We start from the raw sequence: 24,316 nt of genomic DNA, 5'->3' as shown, positions 1-24,316 counted from the left end.
ATTGCACGCAAAAACGTTAGGGGAATAATTATGCTTGTACTTGCTGGAACGATTGGTGCCGGAAAGACATCACTGACCAAGATGCTGTCGCAACATTTGGGCACGCCTGCCTATTATGAATCAGTTGAACACAACCGGATCCTGCCGTTGTTTTATAAGGATCCCAAGAAGTATGCCTTCTTGCTCCAAATTGATTTTTTAAACCGTCGGATGGATGACATTAAAAAAGCTTGGCAAAATGACGAGAGTGTGTTGGATCGGTCAATTTTTGAAGATTCACTCCTCTTCCATTTGAATGCCGACTTGGGCCGGGCCACCGAAACTGAGGTGACAATTTACGACTCATTGCTGGAGAACATGATGCAGGAGATGCCACAAACCGATCACAGCAAGAACCCCGATTTATTGATCCACATTAACATCTCGTTTGAAACGATGTTAAGAAGGATTCAAAAGCGCGGCCGTTCTTATGAGCAGATTGATAATGATCCCGATTTGTACCAATACTATAAAGATTTGAATGCCCGCTACCAGACGTGGTACCAAGAATATGACAAATCACCTAAGATTCAAATTGACGGTGACAAGTATGATTTTGTTGAAAATGATGCCGATAAACACAAGGTGATCGATCTAATCGACGCCAAAGTGGATAAGTTGGCAATTTAATTTCAGACCGCTCTTGTGGTTTAGGGATTGATTCGTTATAATCGATTTCAGATAAAACGTTTTGTGCCTATTAAGTAGATTTCAGAGAGACAGTGGTTGGTGTGAACTGTCATCGAATATTCCAGCACAAGTGAACGGGCAGGTAATGCTGCACGGTGTATGCCGTTACCATACTTTGAGAGCTCGGCAAGATTGTCGAGAACTTGGGTGGTACCGCGAAAAGGATCCTTCGTCCCATAGACGAGGGGTCCTTTTTGTATACAGATTGGGAGGATTTGAAATGTTAGATATTAAGAAAATCAGAAAAGATCCAGATTTTACCAAAGAAAAGCTCGCTACGCGGGGAATCAAGCCCGAAACCATTGATGAATTAGTGGGCTACGATGCCAAACGTCGTGATTTGATCGTTGAATCCGAGTCCCTCAAAGCAAAGCGGAATGCCGTTTCTGACCAGATTTCACAAAAGAAGCGCAATAAAGAGGATGCAACTGAGGCCATCAACCAAATGAAACAGGTGGGCCAACGGATTAAGGAACTTGACGAGCAATTGCGTCAAGTTGAGGAAGATGAACACAATTTGGCTGCTCATCTGCCAAACATACCTCATGATGATGTCCCGGTGTCACTCACAGAAGAAGGATCCGTTGAGCTTCGTAAGATTGGTCAGATCCCGTCATTTGATTTTGAACCAAAACACCATTGGGAAATCGGTGAAAATCTTGGCATCCTTGACTTTGAGCGGGCCGCAAAAGTGTCCGGCAGCCGGTTTGTTTACTATATTGGCGACGGGGCTTTACTGGAACGGGCCGTTTACAACTTCTACCTCGACCAAAATACCGCTGCCGGTTATACCGAAGTGATTCCACCTTACATGGTTAATAATGATTCAATGTATGGCACCGGGCAATTTCCAAAATTTTTGGAGAACAAATCCGGCTATGAGATTCAGGACAGTGATTTAACCCTGATTCCAACTGCCGAAGTTCCATTGGTTAACTATTATCGCAATGAAGTTATTCCGACAGAAAAGCTGCCGGTATCGGTTACGGCCTTGTCACCGGCATTCCGATCGGAAGCAGGAAGTGCGGGCCGTGATACCAAGGGGCTGATTCGATTACACCAATTTAACAAGGTTGAAATGGTGAAATTTACCAAGCCCGAAGACTCGTGGAAGGCACTGGAAGAGATTACCCACCAAGCAGAAGTTAACCTGCAAAAACTCGGGTTGGCTTACCACGTTATTACATTGACGACGAGTGATATGAGCTTCACAGCCGCTATGACCCACGATCTGGAAGTTTGGTTCCCAGCCCAGGATAAGTACCGGGAAATTTCCAGCTGTTCAAACTGTACAGACTTCCAGGCTCGCCGAGCACACATCCAGTATCGGGATGATGAAGGGAAGCTTCACTTTGTTCATACTTTAAATGGTTCTGGACTGGCAGTCGGCAGAACGGTGGCCGCCATTCTGGAAAATTATCAGAATGAAGATGGCAGCGTCACGATCCCGGAAGTATTGCGGCCATATATGCACGGCATGACTAAAATTGAAAAGCAAAACTAGTTTTTGGATGAAATCAATCCTACCGCATGATGAATTTTGAATGTGGGCGTGATTATCGTACCAGGAGCAAGGCGAAGGACGGCTGACTGTCCTTCGCCTTTTTATTTATCACGAATAAAAATCCAATTAATTCAAAATTGGACTAGCAATGTTTTCCGAGATAGGATATAATATTTTTTGTCGGAAAAAGACGTTATTAACTAACGGCTAACCAATCAGGATTTTTTAAAATTCATCTTGACTTGAGTTGATTGGTATTGTAAAATTTAATAGTTGTGTTGATGATGTTGCTACCAACATTTGATTCATTTAGTTTCATGGAGGATTAGCTCAGCTGGGAGAGCATCTGCCTTACAAGCAGGAGGTCACAGGTTCGATCCCTGTATCCTCCATTGAGCCGTTAGCTCAGTTGGTAGAGCATCTGACTTTTAATCAGAGGGTCGGCAGTTCGAGACTGCCACGGCTCATTGCCAGTTTTTAACAATGCGGGCGTGGCGGAACTGGCAGACGCGCTAGATTTAGGTTCTAGTGTCTTATGACGTGGGGGTTCGAATCCCTTCGCCCGCATAGGTGCTAGTTACCTAACAATTTATACATTTTGCCGACTTAGCTCAGTTGGTTAGAGCGCTTCACTAGTAATGAAGAGGTCGGGCGTTCGAATCGTCTAGTCGGCATTTTGCGGAAGTAGTTCAGTGGTAGAACATCACCTTGCCATGGTGGGGGTCGCGGGTTCGAATCCCGTCTTCCGCTTCAATCAAGTACTATGATTGAGGTTCCTTAATTTAATACTTATTATGCACCCATAGCGCAATTGGATAGAGTGTCTGACTACGAATCAGAAGGTTGTAGGTTCGACTCCTACTGGGTGCATTTTTTATTGCAATGAATTCCTTTTCGGGAAGTAGCTCAGCTTGGTAGAGCACCTGGTTTGGGACCAGGGGGTCGCAGGTTCGAATCCTGTCTTCCCGACTTTGTTTAACATAGATCATATGGTATATTTATATTGTTAACTCAATAGTACTTAAATCATCGGGAAGTAGCTCAGCTTGGTAGAGCACTACGTTCGGGACGTAGGGGTCGCAAGTTCAAATCTTGTTTTCCCGATTTTTTTGTGGGAAATTACATATTAATTGAATCGTGTTTGAGGTCAGAACTGTACTTTGGTTCTGGCCTTTTTTGACATCTCGGCGAACGGCAATCGTGGTTGCTGGTGTTGATGTGACTTTCTGGTATGTTTTGATTTTAGAATGGGTCAGTTTAAATGCACGATCGTTTTGCTTCTTTCTGCTTTATCCCACTTCGAAAATACGCTCCGACACCCCAGAGTCCTACTGCATAAGTGAAGAGATCCCGACTCTAAACGTGCTCCGATGCCCTTGACCCCTACCACACAAAGCGGAAACATCAACGATGAACAAGGTTCGTTCACCATTGATGTTTCCGCTTTGTGCTCCGGGGTCACCCAGGGCATGTCGCACTCTCAAACACTTTCCTTGCACTTTGGCGTCACATTCGTATAATAATAGTCAATATTAGTCAAAGAATTGGGTGATTACATGGCGGACGAAAACATTTCTGATTTAATTGAACATTATCTCAAAGAAATCCTTGCCGAGAACGAGCAGGTTAAAATTCGTCGTTCTGAAATTGCTGGGCTGTTTGACGTTGTACCGTCTCAGATTAACTATGTAATCAACACGCGTTTCACGATCCAGAATGGTTATATTGTGGAAAGTAAACGTGGTGGTGGCGGCTACATTAGAATAGAAAAAGTTCATTTATTAGATGACATTGACGTTTTGAATTCATTAATTGCCGCAATTGGTAACAAATTATCGAAGCGGGATAGTGAAACGATCGTTCAAACGTTATATAATAATGAATTAATTAATCGTCGCGAGGTGAGCATCATATTAGCTGCGATTGACAAAGATGCAATTGACCTGAATAACAGCGATTTAACCGACATTTTACGTGCCAATATCATGGTGTCGATATTGAACCGGCTGCGATACGAACGATAGAAAGAGAGGGTATCTATGAATAATTTATTTACTCCGAGTGCTAAGAACGTTTTGACCATTGCACAAGAACAAGCCAAGAAATTCAAGCACCAAGCAATTGGAACTGAACATCTTCTATTAGGCTTACTGATCGAAACGAATGGAATTGCCTACAAGGCGCTTCAGCAGTTTTCAGTAACTGCCGAAGATGTCACTGAAGAAGTAGAGCGTTTCGCCGGCTATGGCAACCTTAAGGACCTTAGCAGTAACGATTATCTACCATACTCTCCAAAGGCAAAGGAAGTTTTGGCTCAAGCAGGAGAATTCGCCAAGAAGAACGGTGTTCCAAAGGTTGGAACCGAGCACATTTTGCTTTCACTTCTGACTGATGAGACCATTTTATCTTCCCGTATTCTGATTAACTTGGGACTCGATCTATCACAAATTAGAAAAGTAACCCTTCGAAAAATGGGCATCAGTGGTGGCTCAATGGCCTCAAACCTGGCTTCCAAACAACGTGGCCGTCAACAAAAGCCAGCTGACTCAAAGACACCAACAATTGATTCATTGGCTCGTGACCTCACTGAAATGGCCCGTCAAGACCGTCTTGACCCAACCGTCGGCAGGGATCTCGAAGTTAAACGCGTGATTCAAATTTTAGCTCGTCGGACAAAGAACAACCCTGTTTTAATTGGTGAACCCGGTGTTGGGAAAACTGCCATCGCTGAAGGCTTGGCAGAACGGATTGTCAGCGGCGACGTTCCTGGTGACATGTCCAAGAAGCGTTTGATGATGCTTGACATGGGCTCACTGGTTGCCGGTACCAAATACCGTGGTGAATTTGAGGACCGACTCAAGAAAGTGATTGATGAAATTTACCAAGATGGCAACATTATTCTGTTCATCGATGAATTACACACTTTGATCGGTGCCGGTGGTGCAGAAGGTGCGATTGACGCTTCCAACATTTTGAAGCCGGCATTGGCCCGGGGTGAGCTCCAATTAATTGGTGCCACAACCTTGGACGAGTACCAAAAGTACATTGAATCTGATGCTGCATTGGAGCGTCGATTTGCCAAAGTTATGGTTGATGAGCCAACGACTGATGAAACGGTGGAAATTCTCAAAGGTCTACGGCCAAAGTATGAACAACATCACCACGTTGAAATTACTGATGACGCCATTGAAACTGCGGTTAACCTTTCCAACCGCTACATCAGCGACCGATTCTTACCTGATAAGGCGATCGATTTAATGGATGAGGCAGCTGCCAAAGTTCGAATTGATCACCTTCAAAAATCTGATGCCGTTGATGATCATAAGAAACTGTCAGATTTGTTATCAGAATTAAATGAAGCCTTGGTAGCCCAAGATTACGAAAAAGCTGCTAAGATTCGCAAACAAACGAATCAGTTACAGGATGAACTTGCTCAAGATAATGATTCCGAGGAAGGCTCAGAGGATGCGCATTACCCCGTTAAGGAAACGCCACAAGACGTTGCTGAAATCGTGGGCGAGTGGACTGGGATTCCGGTTACTCGTTTGAGCAGTACCGAAGCTGACCGCTTAGTCAACTTGGAAAAGATTCTTCACAAGCGGGTCGTTGGTCAGGAAGAAGCAATTTCAGCGGTTTCTCGTTCGATTCGTCGGGCTCGAAGCGGTTTGAAAGATCCGAACCGTCCAATTGGTTCCTTCATGTTCCTAGGACCGACCGGTGTTGGTAAAACCGAGTTGGCAAAGGCGGTGGCCGAAGCAGTCTTTGGTTCTGAAGAGGACATGATTCGAGTTGACATGAGTGAATTTATGGAGAAATATTCAACCAGTCGTCTGATTGGTTCTGCTCCCGGCTACGTTGGCTACGATGAAGGTGGCCAGTTAACCGAAAAGGTTCGTCAAAAGCCATACTCAGTTGTGCTTTTTGATGAAGTTGAAAAGGCTCATCCTGATGTCTTCAACCTCTTGCTTCAAGTTCTTGATGATGGTTACTTGACGGATGCCAAGGGTCGAAAGATTGATTTCAGAAACACCGTTATCATCATGACTTCCAACCTGGGTGCAACCACATTGCGGGATAAGAAGACTGTTGGATTTGGTCAAGAGGATGCCAAGGAAGGCTATGCAGCAATGAAGGACACGATTCAAGCTGCCCTCAAACAACGCTTCCGTCCTGAATTCCTGAACCGAATTGATGAAGTGGTTGTCTTCCACTCATTGACCAAGGACGAACTTGATCAAATTGTTTACCTGATGGCCAAACCGGTTATCAAGCGGATTCACGATCAAGGCATTGACATTAAGATTACCAAGACTGCAATCGGGATTATTTCCAAGCGTGGTTTTGACCCTGAGTACGGTGCTCGTCCAATCAGAAGAGCAATTCAAACTGAACTCGAGGATAATTTAAGTGCCAAGTTGCTTGCCAAGGAAATTGTCCCTGGCGACTCAGTCACTGTTGGCGGTAGAAACAACCAGATTACCATTTCGGTGAAGAAGCCGGAACGCAAAACTTTAGTGAATGATAAAAAATAAATTGCGATTCAAAATGAACCATGGTCTAAAAGGTTGACTTTACTTCTATAAATTGTTATTCTTTTAACTGTATTTGTTGTGAATCGAAATGGTCGACGCGATCTATTGTCCGGGTTGGCCTGCATAAAAAGCCAAAAGCAAGAAAGTCTTGTTTTTGGATTTTTTTTGCCCAAAACCCGGTCAGATGTGCTAAAAAGTGCATTTGTAATCAAACTGTAACATTTCGATTCCGGAATTTTTTGGAGAGGTGAAAAACTTGGCAGGACATTTAGTTAAATATGGAAAACACCGTACCCGACGAAGTTATGCACGAATTAAAGAAGTGCTTGATTTACCGAACCTGATTGAAATCCAGACTAATTCTTACAACTGGTTTTTACATGAGGGACTTAAGGAAACCTTCGACGGCATTATGCCAATCGATGACTTTCAGGGCAAGCTTTCTTTAGAGTTTGTCGATTATCAATTATTAACACCAAAGTACACCGTTGATGAGGCGCGTGAACACGAAGCAAACTATTCTGCTCCACTTCACATTACCTTAAAATTAACCAATCATGAGACTGGCGAAATTAAGACGCAAGATGTGTTTTTTGGCGATTTTCCATTAATGACTGATCAAGGAACATTTATTATTAATGGTGCTGAACGAGTAATTGTTTCACAATTGGTTCGTTCACCCGGCGTTTATTACCATGCTGATAAAGATAAGAATGGCCGTGATTCATTTGGTACTACTGTTATTCCTAACAGAGGTGCTTGGCTTGAATTTGAAACCGATGCAAAAAATATCGCGTACGTTCGAATTGATCGAACACGAAAAATTCCTTTAACAGAATTAATTAGAGCCCTCGGCTTTGGCAGTGATTCAGAAATCATTGACATCTTGGGCGACAACGACAGTTTAGGTTTGACCTTGGAAAAAGATGTTCATAAAGACACTGACGATTCACGTGTTGAAGAGTCACTGAAGGATATTTACGAACGTCTACGTCCAGGTGAGCCTAAGACTGCTGATTCATCAAGAAGCTTGCTGACTGCTCGTTTCTTTGATCCAAAACGTTATGACATGGCGCCCGTTGGCCGTTACAAGACCAACAAGAAACTGAGCTTAAAGAACCGCCTGTTAGGTTTGACACTGGCTGAAACCCTTGCCGATCCTGATACCGGTGAAGTGATTGCTCAAAAGGGCACCGTTGTCACGAAAGATGTTATGAAGGACTTGGCACCATTCCTTGATAACGATGAATTTAAAGCTTACACCTTTACCCCTTCAGATGAAGCCGTTGTGACTGAACCAATGACTGTTCAAATCATTAAAGTTCAATCAGTTAACGATCCTGACCGAGTGGTTCCTTTAATTGGTAATGACAACATTCCATTGAGCTTCAAGCACATTACTCCAGCTGACATCATTTCAGCAATGAACTACTTCTTTAACCTTCAAGAAGGCATTGGTTCAATTGATGATATTGATCACTTGGGTAACCGTCGAATTCGCTCAGTCGGTGAATTGCTGCAGAACCAGTTCCGAATTGGCCTGTCACGGATGGAACGAGTTGTTCGTGAAAGAATGTCAATTCAGGATACTTCAACTGTGACACCACAACAATTGATCAATATTCGTCCAGTTGTTGCCTCAATCAAAGAATTCTTTGGTTCATCACAGCTTTCTCAATTCATGGACCAGACCAACCCGCTTGGTGAATTAACTCATAAGCGTCGTTTGTCTGCCCTTGGACCTGGTGGTTTGACTCGTGACCGTGCCGGATATGAAGTCCGGGATGTTCACTATACCCACTATGGCCGGATGTGTCCGATTGAAACCCCTGAAGGCCCTAACATTGGATTGATTAACAGTTTGTCCAGTTACGCTCGGGTTAACAAATATGGTTTCATTGAAACACCATACCGGCGTGTTGATTGGACCACTCATAAGGTTACTGATCGAATTGATTATTTGACTGCTGACGAAGAAGATAACTTTGTTATTGCCCAGGCCAACTCACCATTGAATGATGATGGTTCGTTTGTCAATAACATCGTTATGGCCCGTCACAAGTCAAACAACATTGAAATTGGTATCGACAAGGTCGATTACATGGATGTTTCGCCTAAGCAAGTAGTTGCCGTGGCCACTGCATGTATTCCTTTCTTGGAAAACGATGACTCCAACCGTGCTTTGATGGGTGCCAACATGCAGCGTCAGGCCGTTCCTTTGATCGATCCTCATGCACCACTTGTTGGTACTGGTATCGAATACAAGGCCGCTCATGATTCTGGTGTTGCACTGATCTGTAAGAATGAAGGAACTGTTGAATACGTTGATGCTCGTGAAATTCGAGTACGTCGTGACGACAAGTCCCTTGATAAATATAAATTAATGAAATTCCGTCGTTCAAATGGCGGTAAGAACTACAACCAGCGTCCAATCGTGAAGGTTGGCGACCGAGTTGATGCTGACGAAATCTTAGCAGATGGCCCATCAATGGAAGGCGGAGAATTGGCACTTGGCCAAAACCCTGTCGTTGCATTTATGACTTGGCAAGGATACAACTTCGAAGATGCCATCGCGATCAGCGAACGTCTGGTTAAAGATGACGTTTACACTTCAATTCATATTGAAGAGTACGAATCAGAAACTCGCGACACCAAATTAGGACCTGAGGAAATGACTCGAGAAATTCCTAACGTTGGTGAAGATGCTTTGAAGAACCTTGATGAAGATGGTACTGTTCGAATTGGTGCCGAAGTTCATGATGGTGACATCTTGGTTGGTAAAGTTACCCCTAAAGGTGTGACTGAATTATCAGCTGAGGAGCGTTTGCTTCACGCAATCTTTGGTGAGAAATCACGAGAAGTTCGTGATACCTCATTGAGAGTTCCTCATGGTGGCGGCGGAATCATCCAGGATGTTAAGATCTTCACTCGTGAAAACGGGGATGAGCTTTCACCTGGTGTTAATAAGATGGTTCGTGTCTACATCGCTCAAAAACGTAAGATTCAAGTTGGTGATAAGATGTCCGGCCGTCACGGTAACAAGGGTACTGTTTCTGTTGTTATTCCAGAAGAAGATATGCCATTCTTGCCTGATGGGACACCAGTTGACATCATGTTGAGTCCCATGGGTGTGCCATCACGGATGAACATTGGACAAGTTTTGGAACTCCATTTGGGAATGGCTGCCCGCAGACTCGGAATTCACGTTGCAACACCTGTTTTTGATGGTGCTCGTGATAAAGATATCTGGGATGCAGTTAAAGAAGCCGGCATGCCTTCAGATGGTAAGTACATCTTGTATGATGGCCGAACTGGTGAACCATTCGATAAGAAGATTGCCGTTGGTGTCATGCATTATCTTAAGTTGGCCCACATGGTTGACGATAAGATCCATGCACGTTCAATTGGACCTTACTCATTGGTTACCCAACAACCACTTGGTGGTAAAGCACAATTTGGTGGCCAGCGTTTTGGTGAAATGGAAGTTTGGGCACTTGAAGCTTATGGTGCCGCATATACTCTCCAAGAAATCTTGACTTACAAATCAGATGACGTTGTTGGCCGTGTCAAGACCTACGAAGCCATTGTGAAGGGTGAGCCAATTCCAAAGCCGGGTGTACCGGAATCATTCCGGGTTCTTGTTAAGGAATTGCAGTCATTAGGCCTTGATATGAAGGTTCTCGATGCGAGTCATAAAGAGATTGAACTTCGTGATCTTGATGACGATGACGACGTTGTAAACGTTGACGCATTGAGCAAATTGGCTGACAAGAAGAAAGAGCAGGAAGATCATGCAGCTAAACAACCTGCTGATCAAGTTGAAACACCAAGTAAATCAACCAACGTTAACAACAGTAATGACTAGAAATGGGAGGTCAAACTAGTGGTCGATGTTAATAAATTCGAAAGTATGCAGATTGGACTAGCCTCTCCTGATAAGATTCGTAGTTGGTCATATGGTGAAGTTAAAAAGCCTGAAACCATTAACTACCGAACTTTAAAACCAGAAAAAGATGGTTTGTTTGATGAACGGATTTTCGGTCCTACCAAGGACTGGGAATGTGCCTGCGGTAAGTACAAGCGGATCCGTTATAAGGGAATCGTTTGTGACCGTTGTGGAGTTGAAGTCACCCGTTCAAAGGTTCGTCGTGAACGGATGGGCCATATTGAACTGGCAGCTCCAGTTACTCACATCTGGTACTTCAAAGGAATCCCAAGTCGAATGGGTCTTGTCTTGGACATGAGCCCTCGTGCACTTGAAGAAATCATTTACTTCGCTTCATACGTTGTTACCGAACCAGGTAACACGCCAATGGAAAAGAAGCAGTTGCTTTCAGAACGTGAATACCGCGAAAAGAAGCAGGAATATGGTCCTCGGTTCTCAGCTCAAATTGGTGCCGAAGCCATCAAGACACTGCTTGAAGATGTCGATGTTGAAAAAGAAGTTACCGAATTAAAAGATGAATTGAAGAATGCAACCGGTCAAAAGCGGACCCGTGCCGTTCGTCGACTCGATATTTTGGAAGCTTTCGTCCAATCCGGAAATGAACTTTCATGGATGGTAATGGATGCAATCCCAGTTATCCCACCTGACTTACGACCAATGGTTCAACTTGAAGGTGGCCGTTTCGCCACTTCTGATTTGAATGATTTGTACCGTCGGGTAATTAACCGTAATAATCGTTTGAAACGATTGCTTGACCTGAATGCACCTGGAATTATCGTTCAAAACGAAAAACGGATGCTTCAAGAAGCCGTTGATGCTTTGATTGATAACGGTCGTCGTGGCCGTCCAGTTGCCGGACCAGGTAACCGCCCATTGAAGTCACTTTCTCACATGCTTAAAGGTAAGCAGGGACGATTCCGTCAGAACTTGCTTGGTAAGCGTGTTGATTATTCTGGCCGTTCCGTTATCGATGTTGGCCCTCATTTGAAGATGAACCAAATGGGATTACCAGTTCCAATGGCAATGGAATTATTCAAGCCATTTATTATGAAGGAATTGGTTGGTCGCAATTTGGCATCCAACATTAAGAACGCCAAACGCAAAATTGAACGCCAAGATGACGATGTTTTCAGTGTCTTGGAAGATGTTATCAAGGAACACCCAGTTCTGTTGAACCGGGCGCCTACACTTCACCGTTTGGGAATTCAAGCTTTTGAACCCGTACTGGTAAGTGGTAAGTCGATGCGGCTTCATCCATTGGTTTGTGAAGCCTACAATGCCGATTTTGATGGTGACCAAATGGCCATCCATGTTCCGTTGTCTGATGAAGCCCAAGCTGAATCACGTTTGCTGATGCTAGCTGCCGGCCATATTCTGGCACCTAAGGATGGGAAGCCAGTTGTTACCCCATCTCAAGATATGGTTATCGGTAACTATTACCTGACCATGGAGGAAGCCGGCCGCGAAGGTGAGGGAATGATCTTTAACTCACCTGACGAAGCACAATTGGCATTTAAGAACGGAATCGTTCACTGGCACACACGTGTTGGAATCAAGGCTTCCGCATATCCAAAGAAGACCTTTACAAAGGATCAACTTGGAAAAATTTTGGTAACCTCCGTTGGTAAGATTGTCTTCAATGAGATTTTGCCAGAAGATTTCCCATTCATTAACGAACCTTCAGAAACCAATTTGAATGGTTATGTTGATGACAAATTCTTCCTTGAACCAGGTGAGGACATTCATGAGCATCTGAAGAATGCCAAATTAATCCTGCCATTCAAGAAAGGCTTCTTAAGTGATATCATTGCCGAAGTTTACAAGATCTACAAAGTGACTGAAACTTCATTCTTGTTGGATAGAATGAAGGATCTGGGTTACAACGAGTCAACCAAGTCTGGTTTGACCGTTGGAATTACCGATATCACTCAGTTGCCTGATAAGCAAGAAATTATCGACGCCGCCCATAAAAAGGTGGATATGGTTACCAAGCAGTTCCGTCGTGGTCTGATTACCGACCACGAACGTTATGAACGAGTCATTGGTATTTGGAATGACGCCAAGGATGACATTCAAAAGCGTCTGTTGGAAAACCAAGATCCACAGAACCCTATCTTTATGATGAGTGACTCTGGTGCCCGTGGTAACATTTCAAACTTTACTCAGTTGGCTGGTATGCGTGGCTTGATGGCTGCTCCTAACGGTGAAATCATGGAATTGCCAATTACTTCCAACTTCCGTGAGGGTCTGACTGTTTTGGAAATGTTCATTTCAACCCATGGGGCTCGTAAAGGAATGACCGATACTGCTCTTAAGACTGCCAACTCTGGTTACTTGACCCGTCGTTTGGTTGATGTGGCTCAAGATGTCATCGTTCGTGAAAAGGACTGTGGGACCGATCGTGGCCTGACTATCAGTGCAATTACTGAAGGTAACGAAATGATCGAACCATTGTATGATCGAATTGTTGGCCGTTATGCTCACAAAACCGTTAAGAACCCTAAGACTGGCGATGTGATTGTTCCTGCAAACACCATGATCACTGAGGATCAGGCTACTAAGATTGATGACCTTGGAATCAAGGAAGTTACGATTCGTTCAGCATTTACTTGCAACACCATCCACGGTGTTTGTGAGAAATGTTATGGTCGTAACATGGCTACTGGTGATGAGGTTGAAGTTGGTGAAGCGGTTGGTACTGTTGCTGCTCAATCAATCGGTGAACCTGGTACCCAGTTGACAATGCGTAACTTCCATACTGGTGGTGTTGCTGGTAACGCCGATATTACCCAAGGACTTCCTCGTGTTCAAGAAATCTTTGAAGCACGTAATCCAAAAGGTAAAGCTGAGATCAGTGAAGTTACTGGTACAGTTGAGTCAATTGAAGAAAATCCTGCTGAAAGAACAAAAGAAATTACCATTAAAGGTGAATCTGATACTCGAACTTACACCGTTCCGATCACAGCTCGAATGAGAGTCGCTGAAGGTGACTACATTCACCGTGGTTCAGCTCTCAATGAAGGTTCTGTTGATCCTAAGGAATTGTTGAAGGTTAGAGATGTTCTCTCAACTGAAAACTACCTGCTTCATGAAGTTCAAAAAGTTTACCGGATGCAAGGTGTGGAAGTGGCTGATAAGCATGTGGAAATCATGATTCGTCAGATGCTTCGTAAGGTTCGTATCATGGATCCTGGTGACACTGATGTATTGCCTGGTACCTTGATGGATATCAATGACTTCAAGATAAGTAACGGTGACACGGTTGTTAATGGTGGAATTCCGGCAACTGCCCGTCCTGTCTTACTTGGTATTACCAAGGCTGCTCTTGAAACAAATAGTTTCTTGTCAGCCGCATCATTCCAGGAAACCACGCGTGTTCTTACTGATGCCGCAATTCGTGGTAAGAATGATCCACTGGTTGGTTTGAAGGAAAATGTTATCATTGGTAAATTAATCCCTGCAGGTACTGGAATGCCAGATTACCGAGGAATTAAGCCTGAAGAAATTGGTAGTTCATCAACTGATGGTGTTTACTCAATTAGCCAGCTTGAAGAAAAAATGAAAGCTGAAGATGCTAACAAGAGCAAGACGACCAAATAATCATTAAATTGAATGAATCAATTTGAAAAAGGATTTCAACCTGCAATGGGTTGGAATCCTTTTTTATTTTCTATGAAATTAACGGTAATAAGATTGATTGGAATTGGTGGGTTAAATAGAATCCAATGGTGATGAATGGCACAAATGGAATTTTGGAATTTTTCGGCCACGGCGCAACAATTAAATAAAGCAGTGCAGCGACGCAAGCAATAAACGTTTGCCAAAGTAAGCTTGGAATATCCAGTGCCAGCCACAGGCAAAAATAAATGTCGATGTCGCCACTGCCCATCCAGGAAAAGTGGTGGTTTAAAAATTGGATGAGCAGATAGATCAGAATGGCAATCAAAATTTCTTGGACTGGATGGGTGTTTGATAATCCGCAGACAAGCAACAGCATGATAATTCCGTCTGTTGGAATTGTTTGGTCGACAATGTCAAAGGAACTGAGTGCGATTAAAATAATCAACATGCCAACGTACAGACAATTTATCTCAAAAAGATTCAAACCCGCAGCAACAGATCCGGCCGCCAACTCAACAGTGAACAAATTTGCTGAAAACTTTTGTTTGCAGTAACGACATTTTCCCATTAAAATGATGTAACTGAAGACAGGAATTAAATCAAAATTCTTCAGCTGACCACCACAACAATCACAATGGGAGCGGGGAGCGACAATCGATTCCCCGCGTTGTCGTCTGACAGCAACCAAATTAAAAAACGACGCCAGGCTTGCACCCAGCAAAAATTGAATAATCATCATCATAGTTTTTACCTCTGTACTTTATGTACGTTGTTACGTTTTAAATTATTCAACATGATTCATTGACACAAACGGCCAGTCATGATAAATTAGACAAGGTGCTTTTTGTGACAGATTCCTGAATATTCAGACATGCTGACTGTATATGACAAAAAGTGTTGGGCGGTACACATTTCTTTTTACATAAAAAAGAACCGCCTGGATGTGTGGACTTACATTGAAAATTTGAAAGGAGAACTTTTTAGATGCCTACAATTAACCAATTGGTCCGTAAAGGACGTCATTCTAGAACTTCAAAATCAAAGTCACCAGCTTTAAACTATGCTTACAATAGTTTCAAGAAGAAGCAAGTTACTGTTCCAGCCCCTCAAAAACGAGGTGTTGCAACTCGTGTTGGTACTATGACACCAAAGAAACCTAACTCAGCTTTACGTAAGTATGCCCGTGTTCGTTTGTCTAACTTAATTGAAGTTACGGCTTACATTCCAGGTATTGGTCATAACTTACAAGAGCATAGTGTTGTTTTGATCCGTGGTGGCCGTGTTAAGGATTTACCTGGTGTTCGTTATCACGTTATTCGTGGTGCACTTGATACCGCTGGTGTTCAAGACCGTCGTCAAGGTCGTTCAAAATACGGTACAAAGAAGCCTAAAGAATAATCTTACTAATGCAATCTAAATATTTAGTTTTATAGAATCATGAGGAGGATAACGAAATGCCTAGAAAAGGAAATGTTCAAAAGCGGGAAGTACTTCCTGACCCAATTTATAACTCAAAATTGGTAACCCGTTTAATTAACCGTTTGATGTTAGACGGTAAACGTGGAACTGCATCACAAATTTTATATGGTGCATTTGATTTAATTAAGAAAGAAACTAACAACGAACCAGTTGACGTCTTTGAAGAAGCTATGAAGAACGTTATGCCGGTCCTTGAAGTTAAGGCTCGTCGTGTTGGTGGTTCTAACTACCAAGTTCCAATCGAAGTCCGACCAGATCGTCGAACAACTTTGGGATTGCGTTGGATCGTTAACTATGCCCGTTCACGTGGTGAGCATACGATGACTGAACGCCTTGCGCGTGAGATCATGGATGCCGCTAATAATACCGGTGCATCAGTTAAGAAGCGTGAAGATACACATAGAATGGCTGAAGCCAACCGTGCCTTTGCACATTATCGTTGGTAATCTCAGGATTTTTCTAAACAGCTCAAACTAATAAGTGGCTGATTTAGCCACTTTTTGTACGAATCGGAAGGAGTTACACAATGGCTAACAAACGAGAGTTTCCGCTCGAAAAAACTCGTAATATCGGAATTATGGCCCATATCGATGCTGGTAAAACGACCACGACCGAACGGATCTTGTACTATACTGGTAAGATTCATAAAATTGGTGAAACCCATGATGGTGCTTCACAAATGGACTGGATGCCACAGGAACAGGAACGTGGGATTACCATCACGTCAGCTGCCACAACTGCTCAATGGAAAGACCACCGTATCAACATTATTGATACCCCAGGACACGTGGACTTTACTGTTGAAGTTGAGCGTTCATTGCGTGTCTTAGATGGTGCTATCGCTGTTTTGGATGCCCAAGCGGGTGTTGAGCCTCAAACTGAAACTGTTTGGCGTCAAGCATCTGATTATGACGTTCCCCGGATCGTCTTTGTTAACAAGATGGATAAAGTTGGTGCTAACTTTGATTTCTCAGTTGGCTCAATTGAAGACCGTTTGAATGCTAAGCCACTTCCAATCCAGATGCCAATCGGTGCTGAAGATGATTTCGAAGGGGTTATTGACCTGATCGAAATGAAGGCCGACATCTACGATGAAGATAAGCTTGGTTCAAATTGGGATACAGTTGATGTTCCTGATGAATATAAGGATGAAGCTAAAAAGCGTCGTGACCAATTAGTTGAAACTTTGGCTGATGTTGATGACGACATTATGAACAAGTACCTTGAGGGTGAAGAAATTCCAATTCCTGAAATCAAGGCTGCTATTCGTAAAGCTACCTTGAACTTGGAACTGTTCCCAGTATTAGCTGGATCAGCCTTCAAGAACAAGGGTGTTCAAATGTTGATGGATGCTGTTATTGACTACTTACCATCACCACTTGATGTTAAGCCATACAATGCAACTGATCCTGCAACGGGTGACAAGATTGAACTGAAAGCTAATGATGACGCCAGTTTTGCTGCTTTGGCCTTCAAAGTTGCTACTGACCCATTCGTTGGTCGTTTGACTTATATCCGTGTTTACTCAGGTACCCTTGAGTCAGGTTCATATATTTTGAATGCAACTAAAGACAAACGTGAGCGTGTTGGTCGTTTGCTCCAAATGCATTCAAATCACCGTCAAGAAATTCCAGAAGTATTCTCAGGTGATATTGCTGCCGCCATTGGTTTGAAGAACACCACTACTGGTGATTCACTGACTGATGTTGACCATCCACTTCATTTGGAATCAATGGAATTCCCTGACCCAGTTATTCAGGTTGCCGTTGAACCTAAGACTAAGGCTGACCAAGATAAGATGAACGTTGCTCTTCAAAAGCTTTCTGAAGAAGATCCAACATTCAAAGCAACAACCAACCCTGAAACCGGTGAAACTTTAATTGCCGGAATGGGTGAGTTGCATTTGGATATCATCATTGATCGTATGAAACGTGAGTTCCATGTGGAAGCCACTGTTGGTGCCCCACAAGTTTCATACCGTGAAGCATTTACCAAGCCAACCAAGGCTCAAGGTAAGTTTATCCGTCAGTCTGGTGGTAAAGGTCAATATGGTGATGTTTGGATCGAATTTACACCAAACGAAGAAGGAAAAGGCTTCGAATTCGAAGATGCCATCGTTGGTGGTGTTGTTCCTCGTGAATACATCCCAGCCGTAGAACAAGGTTTGAAAGAATCATTGGCTAACGGTGTTCTTGCCGGTTACCCATTAATTGATTTGAAAGCCAAGTTATATGATGGTAGTTATCATGAAGTCGATTCTAGTGAAGCTGCATTTAAGGTAGCTGCTTCAATCGCTCTTCGTAATGCTGCCAAGACCGCTGCTCCAGTAATCTTGGAACCAATCATGAAGGTTGATATCAACGTCCCTGAAGAGTACATGGGTGATGTTATGGGCCAAGTTACTGCACGTCGTGGACGGGTTGATGGAATGGAAAGCCGAAGCGGTGCCGAAGTTATTCATTCATTCGTTCCACTTGCTGAAATGTTCGGTTATGCAACGACACTTCGTTCTGCATCACAAGGCCGTGGTACTTTCACCATGACATTTGATCATTACGAGCCAGTTCCAAAGAGCATCCAAGCTGAAATTATTAAGAAAAACGGTGGGAACCAACCTGCTGAAGATTAATTTCAAACGTAGAGATCGGAATTTAATTCCGGTCTCTTTTTTTGACTAAAGGTCTGTCAAATCATCCCGCGGCAATGTATAATAAATTGGTTGAAGTTATTTACGTTCATTTGAATATCAAAAGAAGTTAAAATCATTTTTCAAGTAACAGTAATGTTACAAAACGAATTAATTGCTGTTAACACTTGTTTTATGCGGCTTTTTTTAGTACACTATTTGAGTACTTGTTTTTAGGGATAAGTTTGCCCTAAAGCAATATGTATTAGCTTTGATGTGAAAGGTTGCGACACACCCGGATGCTTTGCCATGGGTTTGGCGGTAATTTTCACGGAGTTAGTCCTATTTTCAAAATAGACGAAGGAGGGAACACAATGGCAAAACAAAAAATTCGTATTCGATTGAAGGCATACGAGCATCGTATCCTTGATCAATCCGCAGACAAGATTGTTGCAACTGCGCAAAGAACTGGAGCTACTATCTCAGGTCCAATTCCATTGCCTACTGATCGTACAATCTACACTGTTTTAGCTTCACCACATAAGTTTAAGGATTCTCGTGAGCAATTCGAAATTTTGACTCACAAGCGATTAATCGATATTTTAAATCCAACGCCAAAGACAGTTGACTCATTAATGAAGCTCGACTTGCCTAGCGGTGTGGATATTGAAATCAAACTATAATAAATACAATATATCGGAGGTGTACTCATGGCCAGAAAAGGAATCTTAGGAAAGAAAGTTGGAATGACGCAAGTCTTCACTGAAAACGGCGAATTAGTTCCAGTAACTGTCGTTGAAGTGACACCTAATGTCATTATGCAAATCAAGACCGTTGAAAATGACGGTTACGATTCAGTTCAATTAGGTTATGCAGACAAACGTACTGTGCTTACTAATAAGCCAGAACAAGGTCATGCAAAGAAAGCAAATACGACTCCTAAGCGCTTCATTAAAGAAATCAAAGATGTTGAGCTGGGAGACTATAAAGTATCTGATGAAGTTAAAGCAGATATCTTTAAACCAGGAGACATCGTTGATGTAACTGGAACCACAAAAGGTCATGGATACCAAGGTAACATCCATAAAGACGGCCAATCACGTGGACCAGAAACTCATGGTTCCCGTTATCACCGTCGTCCAGGTTCACTCGGTGTCATTATTAACCGTGTTGTTCCTGGCATGAAATTGCCTGGACGAATGGGTAACAAGACTGTTACCATTCAAAATTTGGAGATCGTAAATGCCGATACTGACAACAATGTTCTCTTAATTAAGGGTAATGTACCTGGTGCAAATAAATCATATATCACAATTAGAAGTGCCGTTCACGGCTCAAACAAGTAGAAGGGAGGCAACCATAGATGACTGACGTAGCATTATATAAACAAGACGGAAGCAAGAATGGTACCGTTGCATTAAACGATGGTATCTTCGGCATCGAACCTAACAACAATGTTGTGTTTGACGCAATTGTTATGCAACGTGCTTCTTTACGTCAAGGAACTCATTCCGTTAAGAACCGTTCCGCAGTTCGCGGCGGTGGAAAGAAGCCTTGGCGTCAAAAGGGTACTGGTAGAGCTCGACAAGGTTCTATTCGTTCACCACAATGGCGTGGCGGTGGAATTGTTTTCGGACCTACTCCACGTTCATACTCATACCGTTTGCCTAAGAAGGTTTCACGTTTAGCATTGAAGTCAGTGTTATCAGAAAAGGTTTCCGACAACAAATTGGTTGTTGTTGATACTTTACAATTTGATGCACCTAAGACTAAAGAATTCGCTGAATTGTTAGGTAAATTAGACGTTTCAACTAAGACATTAGTAGTTTTGGAAGACGACAACGAAAAGGCAGTTCTGTCTGCTCGTAATTTGGAAAACGTTAAAGTTGTTTCTGCTCAAGGCATTAACACTTTGGATGTTGCCGATCACGACAAAGTTGTTATTACGAAAGCTGCTCTTTCTCAAGTAGAGGAGGTGCTCGCATAATGGAATCACGCGATATTATTTTACGCCCAGTTATTACTGAGGAAACAACCAGTAAGATGGACGACAAGACATACACATTCGATGTTGATTTACGAGCAACTAAGACCCAAGTTAAAAAGGCCATCGAAGACATTTTCGATGTTAAAGTTGTCCGTGTAAACATCATGAACGTTCGTGGCAAGCTCAAGCGCCAAGGCCGTTACGCTGGTTACACTAAGAAGCGTCGTAAGGCAATCGTTACATTGACTGAAGATTCAAAAGAAATCGAATTATTCAACGAAGAATAATCAAACAAATCTCTAATATAGGAGGAACACGTTTTGGCCATTAAAACATATAAGCCAACCAGCAATGGTAGACGTAATATGACAAGCTTGGACTACAGCGCAATTACTAAGCGTAAGCCTGAAAAGTCTTTACTTGAATCAAAAAGTAAAACAGCCGGCCGTAATAATTACGGTCATATGACTGTTCGTCACCGTGGTGGTGGTAACAAGAATCAATATCGTATTATTGACTTCAAGCGAATTAAAGATGATGTCACAGCCACAGTTAAAGCAATTGAATACGATCCTAACCGGACTGCTAATATTGCTTTGATTGTTTATACTGACGGAATCAAATCATACATTATTGCACCTAAGGGATTAAAGGTGGGCGACAAGGTTGAATCTGGCGTTGATGCTGATATCAAGCCTGGTAACACATTGCCATTATCCAACATTCCTGTTGGTACAATTATTCACAACATTGAACTTAAGCCTGGTAAGGGTGGTCAGCTTGTTCGTTCAGCTGGTGCATCTGCTCAATCGCTTGGTCGAGATGGCAAGTATTCACTTGTTAGACTTGCATCTGGCGAAGTTCGTTTAATCCTTAGCACTAACCGAGCAACTATTGGTTCGGTAAGTAATGAAGAACATGAACTTATCAATGTTGGTAAAGCTGGTCGTACACGTTACAAGGGTCAACGTCCTCATGTTCGTGGATCTGTAATGAACCCTAACGATCACCCTCATGGTGGTGGTGAAGGTAAAGCACCAGTTGGTCTTCCATCACCATTATCACCATGGGGTAAGAAGACAGTTGGTAAGAAGACTCGTTCTAAGAAAGCACGTTCGGACAAGTTTATTGTTCGTCGTCGTAAAGGTTCAAAGATGTAATAGAACGCATTTATTAATAACAATTAATATCTGTGCAGAGGAGGTTGCAAAATGAGTCGTAGTTTGAAAAAGGGACCATTCGCCGATGAGTACTTACTCAAGAAGGTAGATGCCCAAAAAGACCAAGATAAAAAGGCCGTTATCAAAACTTGGTCACGCCGATCAACGATTTTCCCTAGCTTCATTGGATATACATTTGCTGTTTATGATGGTCGTAAACACGTCCCAGTATATGTTCAAGAAGACATGGTTGGTCATAAGCTCGGAGAATTCGTACCCACTCGTACATTCCATGGTCATGGAACTAACGATAAGAAGACTGTTTAATAACAAGGAGGATAACAAATGGCTGAACAAGTTACATCAGCAAAAGCAACTGCCAAAACTGTTCGCATTGCCGCACGTAAGGTCCGTCTTGTAGTTGATCTTATCAAAGGTAAGAGTGTTGCTGAAGCAGCCGCAATCTTGGATTTCACACCCCGCGGTGCTTCTCCGGTAGTTTCAAAAGTTCTTAAATCTGCAGTTGCTAATGCAGAAAATAATTTTGATTTAGATAGTGAAAACTTGTTTGTAAGTGAAGCATTTGTTAACGAAGGCCCAACGCTTAAGCGATTCCGTCCTCGTGCAAAAGGTTCAGCTTCACCAATCAACAAGCGGACAAGTCACATTACAATTGTTGTATCAGAAAAAGAGGAGGGATAACGCGTGGGTAATAAGATAAATCCTAATGGTTTACGAGTTGGAATCATTCGCGACTGGGAAGCTAAGTGGTATGCAGGTAAAGACTATGCAGCTTACTTAAAAGAAGATTTACAAATTCGTAAATATATAGAGAAGCGTCTTGCTAATGCGTCTGTTTCTACTGTTGAAATTGAACGTGCAGCAAACCGCGTTAATGTTTCAATTCATACCGCCAAACCAGGAATGGTCATTGGTAAGGGTGGATCTGAGGTTGAAAATCTTCGTAAAGAACTTAATGACCTCACTGGTAAGAGAGTTCACATCAACATCATCGAAATCAAGAAGCCTGATTTGGATGCCAAGTTGGTTGGTGAAAACATCGCACGTCAACTTGAAGGCCGTGTTGCTTTCCGTCGTGCTATGCGTCAAGCAATGCAACGGACAATGCGTTCCGGTGCCAAAGGAATTAAGACCCAGGTTGCTGGTCGTCTGAACGGTGCTGATATGGCTCGTGTTGAATCATACTCAGATGGAACTGTTCCTTTGCATACTTTAAGAGCAGATATTGACTACTCATGGGTTGAAGCTTTTACTACCTATGGATCAATTGGTGTAAAAACTTGGATCTATCGTGGTGAAGTTCTCCCTGAAAAGCCAAAGGACAGCAACGCTGCTAAAGGAGGGAAATAAACATGTTAGTACCTAAACGTGTAAAGCATCGTCGTGAACATCGTGGCAAGCTCCGTGGAACTGCCAAGGGTGGCAAGACGGTTACTTTCGGTGAATACGGTTTACAAGCACTTGATTCTCATTGGATCACTAACCGTCAAATCGAAGCATGCCGTGTGGCGATGACTCGTCACATGAAGCGTGGAGGAAAAGTTTGGATCAAGATTTTCCCTCATAAATCATATACTGAAAAAGGTGTCGGAGTTCGAATGGGTAATGGTAAAGGTACACCAGCTGGCTGGGTTTCACCAGTTAAGCGTGGCAAAGTATTGTTCGAAATTGGTGGAGTTGACAAAGCAACTGCCCATGAAGCATTACGACTTGCATCAAACAAACTTCCTGTTCGCACTAAGATCATAGAACGTGAGGAAGTAGGTGGCGAATCAAATGAAGGCTAAAGATATCAGCAAGTTAACCACTGCTCAAATGATTGATAAAGAAAAAGATTACAAAGATGAACTGTTCAATCTTCGTTTCCAATTAGCCACTGGCCAGTTGGAGAATACTGCACGCTTGAAGCAGGTTCGTAAGAACATTGCGCGCATTAAGACTGCACTTCGTCAACAAGAACTCAACAAATAGAATACGATAAGGGAGGTATAATTAATGGCTGAAGAACGTAACCAGCGTAAGGTTTATCAAGGACGCGTTGTTTCTGACAAGAGTGATAAGACAATTACTGTTGAAGTTTCAACTTACAAGAAACATGCAACATATGGTAAGCGTGTTAGATACTCAAAGAAATTTACGGCTCATGATGAAAATAACGAAGCTAAAACCGGTGATCTTGTTCAAATTATGGAAACACGTCCATTGTCAAAGACAAAACGTTTCCGTTTAATCAAGATTGTTGAAAAAGCAGTTATTATTTAACTTTACTTAATTATCATTATTATCGTATTCGATCCAATGATGAAGGGAGGATATACCTGTGATTCAACAAGAAAGTCGTTTAAAAGTTGCCGACAACTCAGGTGCAAGAGAATTGTTAACTATTAAGGTTTTAGGTGGCTCAACCAGAAGGTATGCCGGAATCGGCGATACTATTGTTGCTACGGTTAAACAAGCAACACCAGGTGGCGTTGTCAAAAAGGGTGACGTTGTTAAAGCTGTTGTAGTCCGTACTAAGGCTGTTACTCGTCGTAATGATGGTTCATACATTCGTTTTGATGAAAATGCTGCGGTTCTTATCCGTGATGACAAGAGTCCCCAAGGCACTCGTATCTTTGGCCCAGTTGCTCGCGAATTACGTGACAGCAACTTCATGAAGATTGTTTCATTAGCCCCAGAAGTACTGTAATCACAACCAGGATATAAGGAGG

The 24,316-nt window shown here is 42.7% G+C and carries 22 protein-coding genes, 8 tRNA genes and 1 pseudogene; 29 read left to right on the top strand and 2 right to left on the bottom strand.

The window, feature by feature from the left end:
- Positions 1-30 precede the first annotated feature (30 nt).
- The 14 genes from KE627_RS02815 (at position 31) to rpoC (ending at position 14,311) form a co-directional block, all read left to right on the top strand.
- Positions 31-669, top strand: coding sequence for a deoxynucleoside kinase (locus KE627_RS02815; RefSeq protein WP_013728515.1), 639 nt, complete (start codon positions 31-33; stop codon positions 667-669).
- A 280-nt stretch (positions 670-949) separates the two neighbouring features.
- The gene (gene serS, locus KE627_RS02810) at positions 950-2,233 is read left to right on the top strand and encodes a serine--tRNA ligase (RefSeq protein ID WP_056938804.1); all 1,284 of its coding nucleotides are present in this window, start codon (positions 950-952) and stop codon (positions 2,231-2,233) included.
- Positions 2,234-2,552: 319 nt separating this feature from the next.
- Positions 2,553-2,625, top strand: a tRNA-Val gene (locus KE627_RS02805).
- A 2-nt stretch (positions 2,626-2,627) separates the two neighbouring features.
- Positions 2,628-2,700 (top strand) — tRNA-Lys (locus KE627_RS02800).
- 18 nt (positions 2,701-2,718) lie between these two features.
- Positions 2,719-2,800: transfer RNA gene (locus KE627_RS02795), tRNA-Leu, on the top strand.
- Between the two features lie 33 nt (positions 2,801-2,833).
- Positions 2,834-2,907 (top strand) — tRNA-Thr (locus KE627_RS02790).
- Between the two features lie 4 nt (positions 2,908-2,911).
- Positions 2,912-2,983 (top strand) — tRNA-Gly (locus KE627_RS02785).
- Between the two features lie 46 nt (positions 2,984-3,029).
- Positions 3,030-3,103 (top strand) — tRNA-Arg (locus KE627_RS02780).
- A gap of 25 nt (positions 3,104-3,128) precedes the next feature.
- Positions 3,129-3,202 (top strand) — tRNA-Pro (locus KE627_RS02775).
- Between the two features lie 61 nt (positions 3,203-3,263).
- Positions 3,264-3,337: transfer RNA gene (locus KE627_RS02770), tRNA-Pro, on the top strand.
- A gap of 452 nt (positions 3,338-3,789) precedes the next feature.
- Positions 3,790-4,257, top strand: coding sequence for a CtsR family transcriptional regulator (locus KE627_RS02765; protein ID WP_013728513.1), 468 nt, complete (start codon positions 3,790-3,792; stop codon positions 4,255-4,257).
- Between the two features lie 15 nt (positions 4,258-4,272).
- Positions 4,273-6,765 carry an ATP-dependent Clp protease ATP-binding subunit gene (locus tag KE627_RS02760; protein WP_056938937.1) on the top strand — a complete coding sequence of 831 codons (2,493 nt, stop codon included), beginning with the start codon at positions 4,273-4,275 and terminating at the stop codon, positions 6,763-6,765.
- Positions 6,766-7,012: 247 nt separating this feature from the next.
- Positions 7,013-10,630, top strand: coding sequence for a DNA-directed RNA polymerase subunit beta (gene rpoB / locus KE627_RS02755; RefSeq protein WP_041805722.1), 3,618 nt, complete (start codon positions 7,013-7,015; stop codon positions 10,628-10,630).
- Between the two features lie 18 nt (positions 10,631-10,648).
- Entirely contained in the window at positions 10,649-14,311 is a 3,663-nt protein-coding gene (gene rpoC / locus KE627_RS02750) for a DNA-directed RNA polymerase subunit beta' (RefSeq protein WP_056938936.1), read from the top strand.
- 70 nt (positions 14,312-14,381) lie between these two features.
- On the opposite strand, the gene KE627_RS12255 is transcribed toward rpoC, so the two are convergent.
- Entirely contained in the window at positions 14,382-14,780 is a 399-nt protein-coding gene (locus KE627_RS12255; protein ID WP_228284300.1) for a prepilin peptidase, read from the bottom strand.
- A gap of 51 nt (positions 14,781-14,831) precedes the next feature.
- Positions 14,832-15,068, bottom strand: a pseudogene (locus tag KE627_RS12250) (prepilin peptidase); the annotation flags it as partial.
- Between the two features lie 248 nt (positions 15,069-15,316).
- Between KE627_RS12250 and rpsL the strand changes: the two are divergent.
- The 15 genes from rpsL to rplN all read left to right on the top strand — a co-directional run bounded on the left by rpsL (position 15,317) and on the right by rplN (position 24,294).
- On the top strand, positions 15,317-15,730 hold the full coding sequence (gene rpsL / locus KE627_RS02740) for a 30S ribosomal protein S12 (protein WP_013728508.1): 414 nt from the start codon (positions 15,317-15,319) through the stop codon (positions 15,728-15,730).
- A 56-nt stretch (positions 15,731-15,786) separates the two neighbouring features.
- Positions 15,787-16,257: a 30S ribosomal protein S7 gene (gene rpsG, locus KE627_RS02735; protein WP_013728507.1), complete on the top strand. Its 471-nt coding sequence runs from the start codon at positions 15,787-15,789 to the stop codon at positions 16,255-16,257.
- An 80-nt stretch (positions 16,258-16,337) separates the two neighbouring features.
- On the top strand, positions 16,338-18,440 hold the full coding sequence (gene fusA, locus KE627_RS02730) for an elongation factor G (RefSeq protein WP_013728506.1): 2,103 nt from the start codon (positions 16,338-16,340) through the stop codon (positions 18,438-18,440).
- Between the two features lie 371 nt (positions 18,441-18,811).
- Positions 18,812-19,120 (top strand): 30S ribosomal protein S10, encoded by a 309-nt coding sequence (gene rpsJ, locus KE627_RS02725; protein WP_013728505.1) that lies wholly within the window; start codon positions 18,812-18,814, stop codon positions 19,118-19,120.
- A 27-nt stretch (positions 19,121-19,147) separates the two neighbouring features.
- Positions 19,148-19,783, top strand: a complete 636-nt coding sequence (gene rplC / locus KE627_RS02720; RefSeq protein ID WP_013728504.1) for a 50S ribosomal protein L3 — start codon at positions 19,148-19,150, stop codon at positions 19,781-19,783.
- Positions 19,784-19,800: 17 nt separating this feature from the next.
- The gene (gene rplD, locus KE627_RS02715; RefSeq protein ID WP_013728503.1) at positions 19,801-20,424 is read left to right on the top strand and encodes a 50S ribosomal protein L4; all 624 of its coding nucleotides are present in this window, start codon (positions 19,801-19,803) and stop codon (positions 20,422-20,424) included.
- Positions 20,424-20,711, top strand: a complete 288-nt coding sequence (gene rplW, locus KE627_RS02710; protein ID WP_013728502.1) for a 50S ribosomal protein L23 — start codon at positions 20,424-20,426, stop codon at positions 20,709-20,711. Before rplD ends, rplW begins: the two co-directional genes overlap by 1 nt.
- 33 nt (positions 20,712-20,744) lie before the next feature.
- Positions 20,745-21,584 carry a 50S ribosomal protein L2 gene (rplB, locus tag KE627_RS02705; RefSeq protein WP_211772865.1) on the top strand — a complete coding sequence of 280 codons (840 nt, stop codon included), beginning with the start codon at positions 20,745-20,747 and terminating at the stop codon, positions 21,582-21,584.
- Positions 21,585-21,635: 51 nt separating this feature from the next.
- Positions 21,636-21,911, top strand: a complete 276-nt coding sequence (gene rpsS / locus KE627_RS02700) for a 30S ribosomal protein S19 (protein ID WP_056938935.1) — start codon at positions 21,636-21,638, stop codon at positions 21,909-21,911.
- A gap of 18 nt (positions 21,912-21,929) precedes the next feature.
- Entirely contained in the window at positions 21,930-22,286 is a 357-nt protein-coding gene (rplV, locus tag KE627_RS02695) for a 50S ribosomal protein L22 (protein WP_013728499.1), read from the top strand.
- 3 nt (positions 22,287-22,289) lie between these two features.
- Positions 22,290-22,955 (top strand): 30S ribosomal protein S3, encoded by a 666-nt coding sequence (gene rpsC / locus KE627_RS02690; RefSeq protein WP_013728498.1) that lies wholly within the window; start codon positions 22,290-22,292, stop codon positions 22,953-22,955.
- A gap of 2 nt (positions 22,956-22,957) precedes the next feature.
- Complete coding sequence (gene rplP, locus KE627_RS02685; RefSeq protein ID WP_014940334.1) at positions 22,958-23,392, top strand: 50S ribosomal protein L16; 435 nt, start codon at positions 22,958-22,960, stop codon at positions 23,390-23,392.
- Positions 23,382-23,576, top strand: coding sequence for a 50S ribosomal protein L29 (rpmC, locus tag KE627_RS02680; protein WP_008855795.1), 195 nt, complete (start codon positions 23,382-23,384; stop codon positions 23,574-23,576). Before rplP ends, rpmC begins: the two co-directional genes overlap by 11 nt.
- A gap of 24 nt (positions 23,577-23,600) precedes the next feature.
- Positions 23,601-23,867: a 30S ribosomal protein S17 gene (gene rpsQ, locus KE627_RS02675; RefSeq protein WP_013728496.1), complete on the top strand. Its 267-nt coding sequence runs from the start codon at positions 23,601-23,603 to the stop codon at positions 23,865-23,867.
- 58 nt (positions 23,868-23,925) lie between these two features.
- Entirely contained in the window at positions 23,926-24,294 is a 369-nt protein-coding gene (rplN, locus tag KE627_RS02670) for a 50S ribosomal protein L14 (protein ID WP_013728495.1), read from the top strand.
- Positions 24,295-24,316: the final 22 nt, after the last annotated feature.

Origin of the sequence: Lentilactobacillus buchneri, from assembly GCF_018314255.1 — a bacterium.
In the GTDB taxonomy this organism is placed as follows: Bacteria; Bacillota; Bacilli; order Lactobacillales; family Lactobacillaceae; genus Lentilactobacillus; species Lentilactobacillus buchneri.
Note: the sequence above shows the minus strand (reverse complement) of the source record. Positions and strands in the feature narration are given on the sequence as shown.